The sequence below is a fragment of the Microbacterium sp. PI-1 genome (assembly GCF_004337555.1).
GTDB lineage: Bacteria > Actinomycetota > Actinomycetes > Actinomycetales > Microbacteriaceae > Microbacterium > Microbacterium aurugineum.
Genome location: NZ_SJYZ01000046.1, coordinates 1 through 10796 on the forward strand (window position 1 = coordinate 1; position 10796 = coordinate 10796).

At 68.5% G+C, this 10796-nt stretch carries 14 protein-coding genes; 9 read left to right on the forward strand and 5 right to left on the reverse strand.

The genetic code is table 11. The features are described 5' to 3' along the window. Positions 1–128 precede the first annotated feature (128 nt). From rplK to E0W80_RS18730, 6 genes are all read left to right on the forward strand, one after another. Positions 129–560 (forward strand): 50S ribosomal protein L11, encoded by a 432-nt coding sequence (gene rplK / locus E0W80_RS18705; protein ID WP_033106100.1) that lies wholly within the window; start codon positions 129–131, stop codon positions 558–560. Positions 561–571: 11 nt separating this feature from the next. After that, on the forward strand, positions 572–1261 hold the full coding sequence (rplA, locus tag E0W80_RS18710) for a 50S ribosomal protein L1 (RefSeq protein WP_047522875.1): 690 nt from the start codon (positions 572–574) through the stop codon (positions 1259–1261). A gap of 186 nt (positions 1262–1447) precedes the next feature. Continuing rightward, positions 1448–2269 (forward strand): amino acid ABC transporter substrate-binding protein, encoded by an 822-nt coding sequence (locus tag E0W80_RS18715; RefSeq protein WP_131494509.1) that lies wholly within the window; start codon positions 1448–1450, stop codon positions 2267–2269. Between the two features lie 3 nt (positions 2270–2272). Then, complete coding sequence (locus tag E0W80_RS18720; protein WP_047522873.1) at positions 2273–2938, forward strand: amino acid ABC transporter permease; 666 nt, start codon at positions 2273–2275, stop codon at positions 2936–2938. After that, positions 2925–3728, forward strand: coding sequence for an amino acid ABC transporter ATP-binding protein (locus E0W80_RS18725; RefSeq protein ID WP_131494510.1), 804 nt, complete (start codon positions 2925–2927; stop codon positions 3726–3728). Before E0W80_RS18720 ends, E0W80_RS18725 begins: the two co-directional genes overlap by 14 nt. Before the next feature lie 39 nt (positions 3729–3767). Then, positions 3768–4124 (forward strand): DUF1801 domain-containing protein, encoded by a 357-nt coding sequence (locus E0W80_RS18730; protein WP_131494511.1) that lies wholly within the window; start codon positions 3768–3770, stop codon positions 4122–4124. 6 nt (positions 4125–4130) lie between these two features. Here E0W80_RS18730 and E0W80_RS18735 read toward each other — a convergent pair whose 3' ends face one another. Beyond that, a complete protein-coding gene (locus E0W80_RS18735; protein ID WP_131494512.1) occupies positions 4131–4793 on the reverse strand; it encodes a LysE/ArgO family amino acid transporter in 663 nt (220 codons plus the stop codon). A gap of 70 nt (positions 4794–4863) precedes the next feature. On the opposite strand from E0W80_RS18735, the gene E0W80_RS18740 reads away from it, so the two are divergent. Continuing rightward, positions 4864–5808 (forward strand): LysR family transcriptional regulator ArgP, encoded by a 945-nt coding sequence (locus E0W80_RS18740; RefSeq protein ID WP_205802390.1) that lies wholly within the window; start codon positions 4864–4866, stop codon positions 5806–5808. On the opposite strand, the gene E0W80_RS18745 is transcribed toward E0W80_RS18740, so the two are convergent. Together E0W80_RS18745 and E0W80_RS18750 are read right to left on the reverse strand one after the other, a co-directional pair. Further along, the gene (locus E0W80_RS18745) at positions 5747–6235 is read right to left on the reverse strand and encodes a MarR family transcriptional regulator (RefSeq protein WP_131494514.1); all 489 of its coding nucleotides are present in this window, start codon (positions 6233–6235) and stop codon (positions 5747–5749) included. The genes E0W80_RS18740 and E0W80_RS18745 overlap by 62 nt on opposite strands. Then, positions 6222–7943 carry a DHA2 family efflux MFS transporter permease subunit gene (locus tag E0W80_RS18750; protein WP_131494515.1) on the reverse strand — a complete coding sequence of 574 codons (1722 nt, stop codon included), beginning with the start codon at positions 7941–7943 and terminating at the stop codon, positions 6222–6224. Before E0W80_RS18750 ends, E0W80_RS18745 begins: the two co-directional genes overlap by 14 nt. 274 nt (positions 7944–8217) lie before the next feature. Between E0W80_RS18750 and E0W80_RS18755 the strand changes: the two genes are divergently transcribed. Next, positions 8218–8844 (forward strand): SipW-dependent-type signal peptide-containing protein, encoded by a 627-nt coding sequence (locus E0W80_RS18755; protein ID WP_131494516.1) that lies wholly within the window; start codon positions 8218–8220, stop codon positions 8842–8844. Here the strand turns inward: E0W80_RS18755 and E0W80_RS18760 are convergent. After that, complete coding sequence (locus tag E0W80_RS18760; protein WP_131494517.1) at positions 8822–9295, reverse strand: hypothetical protein; 474 nt, start codon at positions 9293–9295, stop codon at positions 8822–8824. The genes E0W80_RS18755 and E0W80_RS18760 overlap by 23 nt on opposite strands. 242 nt (positions 9296–9537) lie before the next feature. Here E0W80_RS18760 and E0W80_RS18765 point away from each other — a divergent pair, with 242 nt between their 5' ends. Next, the gene (locus tag E0W80_RS18765; protein ID WP_131494518.1) at positions 9538–10032 is read left to right on the forward strand and encodes a hypothetical protein; all 495 of its coding nucleotides are present in this window, start codon (positions 9538–9540) and stop codon (positions 10030–10032) included. Between the two features lie 51 nt (positions 10033–10083). Here the strand turns inward: E0W80_RS18765 and E0W80_RS18770 are convergent, their stop codons facing one another. Continuing rightward, the gene (locus tag E0W80_RS18770; RefSeq protein ID WP_047522864.1) at positions 10084–10764 is read right to left on the reverse strand and encodes a YqaJ viral recombinase family protein; all 681 of its coding nucleotides are present in this window, start codon (positions 10762–10764) and stop codon (positions 10084–10086) included. Positions 10765–10796: the final 32 nt, after the last annotated feature.

Consider the following 10796-nt stretch of genomic DNA (forward strand, 5'->3'; position numbering starts at 1 on the left):
GGGGGATGAGGTAAGATTGTGTGGTTTGTGTGCCGCTTCGGCGTGCGCAGAGACGACCACGGTTCGGAAACGCCGGATCTGTGGGAGAAGCGGATGCTCCGGCATCCGATTCGATGAAAGGAAAGAGAATGGCACCGAAGAAGAAGGTGACCGGCCTGATCAAGCTTCAGATCAACGCCGGTGCAGCCAACCCGGCGCCGCCGATCGGCCCCGCGCTCGGTCAGCATGGCGTCAACATCATGGAGTTCTGCAAGGCGTACAACGCCGCGACCGAGTCGCAGCGCGGCAACGTCATCCCCGTCGAGATCACCGTCTACGAGGACCGCAGCTTCACGTTCATCCTGAAGACCCCGCCCGCCGCGGAGCTCATCAAGAAGGCCGCAGGCGTCGCGAAGGGTTCTTCGACCCCGCACACCGTCAAGGTCGCGAAGATCACCAAGGACCAGGTCCGTCAGATCGCAGAGACCAAGCAGGCCGACCTGAACGCGAACGACGTCGAGGCCGCTATCTCGATCATCGCCGGCACCGCCCGTTCCATGGGCATCACGGTCGAGGGCTGAGGAGAATAATCATGGCTACCAAGTCCAAGGCTTACAAGGCTGCCGCCGAGAAGATCGAGGCAGACCGTTTCTACACCCCGGCCGAGGCCGTCGCCCTCGCGAAGGAGACCGGCTCGTCGAAGTTCGACTCGACCGTCGAGGTCGCGCTGAAGCTCGCTGTCGACCCCCGCAAGGCGGACCAGATGGTGCGCGGCACCGTCATCCTGCCCCACGGCACCGGTAAGACCGCCCGCGTCATCGTTTTCGCCACCGGCCCCGCGGCCGAGGCAGCGATCGCCGCAGGTGCAGATGAGGTCGGCGGCGCCGAGCTCATCCAGAAGGTCGCCGACGGCTGGACCAACTTCGACGCCGCGGTCTCCACCCCGGAGCTCATGGGCCAGGTCGGTCGTCTCGGAAAGGTGCTCGGACCGCGCGGTCTGATGCCGAACCCGAAGACCGGCACCGTGACCCCGAACCCGGCCAAGGCCGTCGAGGAGATCAAGGGCGGAAAGATCGAGTTCCGCGTCGACAAGCACGCCAACGTGCACTTCGTCGTCGGCAAGGCCTCCTTCACCGCAGAGCAGCTGGGCGAGAACATCGGCGCAGCGCTCGAGGAGATCGTCCGCCTCAAGCCGTCGAGCTCGAAGGGCCGTTACATCCAGAAGGGCGCCGTGTCGACCACGTTCGGCCCCGGCATCCCGCTGGACGTCAACGCCATCTGAGTCTGACTCGCAGAGAACGCCCCCGGGTTCGCCCGGGGGCGTTCTCGCGTCCCTGCACCCGGCTCCGCGTGTGCGGTGAAACGAAACGTCATCGGATGAGGGAAACCGGCGGCCCCCGCGTACTGTGAGGAAGTTCCCGCGCCGGTCACGTAAACTCGCACCGCGCTTCACACCCCAGGAGGGTCCATGTCCCGTTGTCTCATCGCCGTCACCGCACTCGTCGCCGCTGCCGCGGTGCTCACCGCCTGCAGCGGGTCGAGCACCCCCGCGAGTACTCCGGGCGGCGGAGAGGGATCCGCGAACGCCGACTTCGGGCTGGTGCAGGAGGGCACCCTCACAGTCGCGACCGAAGGCACCTATCGGCCCTTCAGCTTCCACGACGACGGCGGCGCGGGCGACCTCACGGGCTTCGACGTGGAGATCATCCAGGCCGTCGCCGACAAGCTGGGCCTCGAGGTGAAGTTCCAGGAGACGCAGTGGGATGCGATCTTCGCCGGGCTGGATGCGGGACGGTTCGACGTCATCGCGAACCAGGTGTCGGTCAACGACGAGCGCGAGGCGAAGTACCTCTTCAGCACGCCGTACACGGTCTCGCCCGGCGTCATCGTGGTGGCGGACGACGACGACTCGATCTCGTCCTTCGCTGATCTCGACGGCAAGTCCACCGCGCAGTCGCTCACGAGCAACTGGTATGAGCTGGCCACGGATTCGGGGGCCAAGGTCGAAGCGGTCGAGGGCTGGGCTCAAGCCGTCGAGCTGCTGCGCCAAGGGCGTGTGGATGCAACGGTCAACGACAAGCTGACCTTCCTCGACTACGAGACCACCAACAGCCCCACCGGCCTGAAGATCGCGGCCGAGACGGACGAGGCCGGCACCCAGGCCTTCGTCTTCACCAAAGACAAGGAAGCGCTGGTCGAGGCCGTCGACGGCGCGCTCGATGAGCTCCGCGCCGACGGCACCCTGGCCGAGATCAGCGACAAGTACTTCGGCGAAGACGTCACGAAGTAGCCGATGGAGAGTCCCTGGCAGCTGTTCCTCGATGCGCTCGGGCCGATCGCCTGGGCGGGTCTGACGGCGACGGTGCCGCTCGCGTTGCTGTCGTTCGCGCTGGGACTCGCGATCGCGGTCGGTGTCGCGCTGATGCGGATCTCGGTGAATCCGGTGGTCGCGGGGGTCGCGCGCTTCTACATCTCCGTGATCCGGGGCACGCCCATGCTCGTGCAGCTGTTCGTGATCTTCTACGGCATGCCGTCGGTAGGGATCACGCTGGACCCATGGCCGAGCGCGATCATCGCACTGTCGCTCAACGTCGGCGGCTACGGTGCCGAGGTCGTGCGTGCGGCGATCCTCTCCGTCCCGAAGGGGCAGTGGGAGGCCGCGTACACGGTCGGCATGAATCGCACGCGGACGCTCACGCGCATCATCCTGCCCCAGGCGGCGCGGGTGTCGGTGCCGCCGCTGTCGAACACCTTCATCTCCCTCGTCAAGGACACCTCTCTCACCTCGCTGATCCTGGTCACGGAACTGTTCAAGGTGGCGCAGCAGATCGCCGCGACGACCCTCGAGTTCATGGTGGTGTACCTCGCGGCCGCGCTGGTCTACTGGGTGTTCTGCCTGGTGCTCTCCTTCGGACAGAGCGCCCTCGAGAGGAGGCTCGACAGCCGTGTCGCCCACTGAGAACACCACCGACGCCCTTCTCACCGCCCGCGGCCTCCGCAAGAGCTTCGGTGACAATGAGGTGCTGCGGGGCATCGATCTGACGCTGCACCGCGGCGAGGTCGTCGTGCTCATCGGCCCCAGCGGTTCCGGCAAGACCACCGTCCTGCGAGCGCTCAACGGACTCGAGACCCCGGATGCCGGCACGATCGTGGTCGCGGGCGGCCCCGACCTCGACTTCGCCCCGTCGGCGAAGCCGTCGACGCGGGAGCAGAAACGCAAGCGGCTCGCGCTCCGGGACCGCTCCGCGATGGTGTTCCAGCATCACAACCTCTTCCCGCATCTCACCGTGCTCGAGAACGTCATCGAGGGGCCGTGGCGGGTGCAGGGGCGCCCCAAGGCCGAGGCCGTCGCCGAGGCGCTCGTGCTGCTCGACAGGGTGGGGCTGAGCGACAAGGCCGATGCGCGTCCGCATCAGCTCTCGGGTGGGCAGCAGCAACGGGTGGGCATCGTGCGTGCACTCGCCCTCAAGCCCGACCTGCTGCTGTTCGACGAGCCGACCAGCGCGCTCGACCCGGAACTGGTGGGCGAGGTGCTCCTGGTCATCAAGGAGCTCGCGGACGAGAACTGGACGATGGCGGTCGTGACCCACGAGCTGAGCTTCGCCCGCGAGGCCGCGGATCATGTGCTGTTCATGGACGGCGGGGTGGTCGTCGAACAGGGGCCTCCTGCCGAGCTCTTCCGCGCGCCGAAGCACGAGCGCACGCAGCGTTTCCTCACGCGCATCCTCCGCCCGCTCGACGGCGCCTGACCACTCGCGGTCGCGGGCGACGGCTGGAAGGATGACGTGATGGGCACCATCGACGACTACCTCGCTGAACTCGACCCCGCGGATCGTGAGGCGATCGACCGGGTCTACGCGGTCGCCCGCCGGGAGGTTCCGGATGCGGAACAGGGCAAGGGATACGGCATGCCGGCACTCGTGCACCGCGGCAAGGCACTCCTCTCGGTGATGCGCGCCAAGAAGCACATCGGCATCTACCCGTTCAGCCCGGACGCGGTCTCGGCGGTCGCGGGCCTGCTCGAGGGCAGTCCCGGGATCAGCGTCGACAAGGGCACCATCCGATTCCAGCCCGAGCATCCGATCCCGACCGCGGTGCTCGAGAGCCTCGTGCGGGCGCGGCTCGCACAGATCGACGGAGCGTGAACGCCGTCAGCCTCGAAGCACCGGAAGCACGAGGCTGACCGCGATCGTGATCATCACCACGGCGATCACGGCATCGAGGATGCGCCAGGAGAGCGGGGTGCGCAGCCAGCGCCCCAGATAGCGCGCGCCGAAGCCGAGCGCGGTGAACCACAGGATGCTCGCGGCGATCGCTCCGCCGGCGAACAGCCAGCGGTCGTCGCCGTGCGTGGCCGCGATCGATCCCAGCATCAGAACCGTATCGAGGTACACGTGCGGATTGAGCCACGTGAGCGCGAGGGTCGTCAGGATGACCGGTGCCAGTCGGGGGCGGACGAGTGTCGACGTCGCGCTGTGGGGGAGCGGCGCGCTCGGATCCACGGCTTCCGTCCCGTCGACCCGGAGCTCTTCTCCGCCGCGCCACGCACGGCGTGCGGCGAGGACGCCGTAGGTCAGCAGGAACAGTGCGCCCGCCCACCGGGCCACGACCACGAGCCACGGGGCGGCCGAGAGGACGAAGCCCAGCCCCGCCACCCCGGCGGCGATCAGGGCGGCGTCGGAGGCGGCGCAGATGATCACGACGGCGAGCACGTGCTCGCGGCGGATCCCTTGGCGCAGCACGAAGACGTTCTGCGCGCCGATGGCGACGATGAGGGAGAGTCCGAGTCCGAGCCCGGCGAGGACGGTGAGCACGGGTTCAGCCTAGGAACCGTTGGACATGAGAGGAAGCGATGGTTTCTTCAGAACCATTAGTATCACTAATGTGAGGATCGACCCGGAATTGGCCGCCACCCTCGCCGCGATCGTCGATGAGGGGACGTTGGACGCTGCATCGAGGCGTCTGCGGATCACGCCGTCCGCGGTGAGTCAGCGGCTGAAGATGCTCGAGCAGCAGCTCGGCCGGATCCTGCTCGTGCGCGCCAAGCCCGCGCGGGTGACGGAGGCGGGAGAAGCGGTCGTGCGGCTGGCGCGACAGGTCGCCCTGCTCGAACACGATGCTCTGCTCGGCGTGGGCATCGACGAGGCCGGCGGGACGCGTCGCATCAGCATCCCGCTGGCCGTGAACGCCGACTCGATGGCGACGTGGTTCCTCGCTCCGCTCGCGCGTCTGTCCGCCGGGCACGACATCGACTTCGATCTGCATCGTGATGATCAGAACTTCACCGCCAGATTGCTGGAGTCGGGCACCGTGATGGCTGCGGTCACCAGCGAGGCGGCTCCCGTCGCCGGGTGCTCGGTGTCGCCGCTCGGCGTGCTCGAATACCGGGCGATGGCGGAGCCGGGGTTCGCGGCGCGTTGGTTCCCCGAGGGGGTCACGACGGAGGCGTTGGGGTCGGCCCCCTTCGTGGACTTCGACCGTCGAGACACGTTGCAGCACGAGTGGCTGCGTGCGATGTCGGTCGGGCAGGAAGGCGTGCCACGGCACTACGTCCCCGCCTCGAACGACTACGCGCTCGCGGTCGGTCTGGGCCTCGGCTGGGGAATGGTCCCGCTGCTCCAAGAGCGACCGGGCCTGGTTCCGCTGGGCGGGCCGACTCTGCGAGTGGAGCTCTACTGGCAGCAGTGGAACCTGCGCTCGGAACTGCTGGACACCATCGCCGGGGAAGTCGCCGCCGAGGCCCGCCGTGTGCTCGGCGGCACCGGGGTCACGCAGACAGCTTCTCGTCCGGAGCCGCCCCGGAGGCCAGGGCGTGCAGCAGCCGGGTGAGGCTCCCGATGTCGGCGAGGCTCCACTCCGCGAGTGTCTCGAGCAACCGGCCCTCCTGCGGAAGCCGGGCGGCAGCGAGGCGCTGTGCACCCGTCGCCGTCAGCTGCAGCAGGAACGAACGGCCGTCGGTGGGATCCGCCGAGCGCTCGATCAGGCCGAGCTCCTCCAGCTCCCGCACCGTCCGGCTGACCTGCCCCTTGTCGATCAGCATCCGCTCGGACAGGGTCGACACCGTCACCATCTCGCAGCGCGCGATCGTGGTGAAGATCTTGTAGGCCCCGGGTAGCATCCCGGGGCTCACCCGGTTGGCGTTCTCGGTGATCACACGACGGAAATGCGTGATCAGTTCGCCGAACTCCGCTTCGAGGGCGCGGACCGCCTCGGCCCGCGCCTCCGGAGTGTCGAGCACGTCGTCAGCGGCCGGCATCGGATGTCGTATCGTCGCGGTCGTCGCCGGATCGGCTGACCACGGTCACGGAACCGGTGGATGCTCCGGAGAGCGCCTCCGCGTCGGCGATCGCGACGTCTGCGGCATCCTCCACGGAACCGTCGGCCGCCTGCTTCCCGGAGGCATCCGCCCGAGCGCGCTCGGAGGTCGTCATCGTGGTGAGCGGACGGTTCGGAAGGAACAGGATCGCGATCAGGCTGATCACCGCGAGCGGGATGCCGATCAGGAACGCGTGCGAGATGGCCTGCGCGTAGAAGTCCTCGATGATCGAGCGCACGGGCTCGGGGAGGAGCCGGACCTGGGGAAGAGTGCCGGACGAGAGCTGTGCGGCGACCTCGGCGCCGTTGTCCCCGAGCTTCGCGATCGCCGCGCCGATGCGCTCCTTGCCGTCGGAGAACAGTCCGGTGAGGCTGTTCGCGAGCACGGCGCCCATGACCGAAACGCCGATCGTGCCCCCGAGGCTGCGGAAGAACGTCACTCCGGAGCTGGAGACGCCCATCTCGCTCGGCTTCGCGACGTTCTGGACGATGAGGACGAGGTTCTGCATCGTCATGCCGACGCCCGCGCCCATCACGAACATGTAGATCGAGACGAGGATGAAGTTCGTGTCGTAGTGCAGCGTCGACAGCATCACGGAGCCCGCGATCAGCAGCACCGAGCCGAGGATCAGGTACCCCTTCCACTTGCCGAAGCGGGTCACCAGCTGACCGACGACCATCGAGGAGATCAGCAGGCCCGCCATCATCGGCAGCGTCATCAGTCCGGCCTCGGTGGGGGTGGCGCCGCGCGACAGCTGCATGTACTGCGCGAGGTAGACCGAGGTTCCGAACATCGCGACGCCGATGGAGATCGATGCCAGCACCGACAGGGTGAACGTGCGGCCGCGGAACAGCGTGAGCGGGATGAGCGGCTCGCGCACCTTGAGCTCGACGATGATGAACGCGATGGTCGCGATGATCGCCGCGCCCACCATCAGCACGGTCTCGGTGCCCCACCAGTCGAAGGTCGAGCCTGCGTTGGTGATCCAGATGAGGATGAGCGAGACGGCGGCCGAGAGCAGCACGATGCCGACGTAGTCGATCGAGACCTTGCGTGTGCGCTCGGTGCTGATGCGCAGCGTCTTCTGCAGGATGATCAGGGCGGCGACGGCGAAGGGGAGCGCGACGAAGAAGTTCCAGCGCCAGTTCGCGACGTCGGTGATCCACCCGCCGAGCAGGGGGCCGCCCACGGTCGCGACGGCCATCACGGCGCCGAACAGGCCCATGTAGCGGCCGCGCTCACGCGGACTGATGATGTCGGCCATGATGACCTGGCTGAGGGCGGCCAGTCCGCCACCGCCGATGCCCTGGATGGCGCGGAACGCGATGAGCGTGTTCGTATCCTGCGCGAAGCCGGCGGCGGCCGTCGCGGCCACGAAGATGACGAGGGCGAGCTGGATCAGCAGCTTGCGGTTGAACAGGTCGGCGAGCTTGCCCCAGATCGGTGTGGAGATCGCCGTGGTGAGGAGCGTTGCGGTGATGACCCAGGTGTAGGCGGCCTGGTCTCCGCCGAGGTCGTGGACGATGACCGGCATCGAGGTGGACACCACCGTCGTCGCGATCATCGAGACGAACATGCCCAGAAGGAGCCCGGTGAGGGCTTCGAGCACCTGCCGGTGCGTCATCTTGACGGGGGAGTCCGTGGTCATGCGGGACCTTTCGCTGTCGTGAACGGGGACGCGGCGACGGCTCTGGCGCGCACGAGATGGTTGAACTGGGTCAACTATACGTCGATCGTTGATTTACGTCAACCATCTTCGACCGCGGAGGGACTGCGCGCGATGAGCGCGGAGCATGCGCGAAATCGCCTTGTCCTGTTCGGAGGCGTGGATGAGGATGAGGGCACAGCGGGGACGCGGGGCTTCTGAGGGGCAGCCGCTCTCGGACATCCACGCGATCGCCTGATTCCTGAGGGGGACACCGATGGCTAGCAAAGAGACACAGCGCAAGGTTCTCGCGGTCCTGGCAGGCGGACTCGTCCTCGGAGTGGGCGTCGCCGTCACGCTCGCCGCGTGGAACGACTCCGAGTTCGCCAACGGCACCTTCACCGCCGGCGCTTTCAACCTGGAGGGATCGACGGACGGCACGACGTTCAGCGATCACAACACCGACGACGGAGACGCGGCGGCGACGCTGGCCTTCAGCCTGCCGGCGGGGGTCGTCGACAACATGTCGCCCACCGACTCGGTCTACGCCGGCTTCTGGGTGCGGTTGGCGGCGGGGACGACGAGTGCGGCCGATCTCGAGGCCGACGGCACCACGGCAGACGCCGCAGGCACCTCCAACTCGGACCACCTGTCGTATCAGATCTATCAGCTCGCACCCGGGGACACCTGCGACGCCACGACCGCCGTCGGCACGCCGATCGCGACGGGCGCCACCCTCGACGCGCAGACCGGGGTGACCGCGGTGGCGCTCGCTCCCGGGGCGACCGCGATCGATCCCGGCGTCGACGTGCAGCTGTGCATCAAGGTGACCGCGGACGCCGACCTCGAACCCTCACTGGTGACCGCCGCCACGTGGAAGTTCACGGCGACGTCGACGAACTGAGTCCTCTGATGGTCACCCGCAGAGAGATGCGGGAGAAGCGGCGACTGCGCTCCCGTCGCATCCGGGCCCTGCGTGTCTTCGGGATCCTCACGATCGCGGCCGCCGCGGTCATGACGCCGAGCGCTGCCTGGGCGGCGCCGACCACGCAGGTCATCCAGGGAGAGGTGCTCCGCCTCGTCTCGGAGGCGGACTGGGATGCCGCGGCCGGCCTGCTTCCCGGGGCGCCGGTGCGATGGGACGTCGCTATGAGCGCGGATGCTCCCGATCCCGGTGTGGTGCGGATCGGCGTGAGTGCGACCGGCACGGCCCGACTGCTCGTCGACATCTCGACGTGCTCGCGGGCCTGGCGCGATGCCGGGTGCCCCGGGTCGGAGACGGTGCTGCGCACGGAGTGGCGGATTCCGCGGGACGGTGCCGTGGTCCCGCTCGCCGAGATCAGCGACGCCGACACCGCCCATCTGCGCCTCTCCGTCGCCCTCGACCCGGCCGATGGCGCGGGCAGCACCGACCTGCGTGTGATCGCGACGGGGGCGGGGGAGACCGCGGACGTCGGGCCCGGAGGAGGCCTCGCGAGCACCGGCCCCGCGCCCGGGGCTCGCTGGGCGGTCGTCGGCGGAGTGCTCCTCGCGGTGGGGGCGGTGCGCTCGCCGTCCTGCGCCGGCGTCGGGCGGAGGCAGAACTGGGAGAGCGGCCATGAGAGGCGGGCGCCGGCGGATCCTCGCGGGCACGGTCGGCGTCGCGATCCTGGTCGGAATCGCGTCGTTCCCGCCGGTGGAGTCGACCGAGGCGAGGTTCACCGACAGCGAGTACGGCGCGGGAGCCTTCACCGCGGCGACCCTCCCGACCCCGGTGGTCGCATCCTGCACGGTGACGAGTTTCCTCGGGACCTTCACCGGGTTCACGATCACGTGGACATCGCCCGCCGTGAAGCTCCGACAGCGCTTCTCCATCAACGGCGTCATCGTGGACAACACGAACGTCACGCAGACCGGGACCGGGCCGTACACGTACTCGTCGACGATCAGTTCCGGACTGCTGAACACGCTCCTGGGAAGCCTCCTGGGCTCGACCAACACGGTGAAGGTCGAGACCATCTACCCCGGAACATCGTGGGTCTCGCCGGCGGCGACGCGCTCCCTGTCCGTCGGCGGACTGTTCGGGCTCGGCGGCAACAACACCTGCACGTGAGCCGGACCCTGCTCTCCCGCGCAGGGGTGCGCGAGGGGCCGTCGGCGAGCGTCAGTCGGCGAGGGCCAGCGCGCGGAAGGCGTCTCGTTCGCGCAGCTGCTCGCGGCGGCTCATCGCAGGGTCCGCGGTCCGACTCGGGACCTGTTGGCCGGTCGTGCGCCGATAGAGCTCGTCGATGAGATCGGTCGCGAGGCCGACGAGCTTGGCGATCTCACGGTCGTCCCGGTCGATCCACACGCACCGGGGCTCGTCGTGGATCGGGGCGAAGTCGACGTGCTCCTCCCACACGAACAGCGTCCGCTCGGCGCCGAGCACGTGCTGCTGCCACCACACCTGGCGCAGGTAGGTGCGCGGGATCCCGCGGAACGCCTTGTTCGTCGTCTTGATCTCGGCGAGCTTCACGCGGCCCTCGGCGTCGACCGCGATGCCGTCGGGCGTGGCGAGGTGGCGGTGCTCGACCTCGGCGCGGAAGAGGGCGGAGGAGGGGAGGATGCCGTGGGTCGCGGCGACCCAGGCGGCGATCTCGGGTTCGCGCCGGCGACCGTGGTCGGTGTAGGCGTTGCCGCCGAAGCGCGGGCCGCCGCCGAGCTTCGAGTCCGCAGCCCGGGCGATCGACCTCTCGGAGGTGAGTCCGGCCACGTCGGTGGCCGTGATCCCGCGCGAGCGAGCCCGCATCCATGCCACGCGATCGCGAGAGTCCGCGACGATGCGTGCAGCGAGTTCCGGGGTCACCCTTCGACCCTAACCCCGCTCGCCGACCCTTC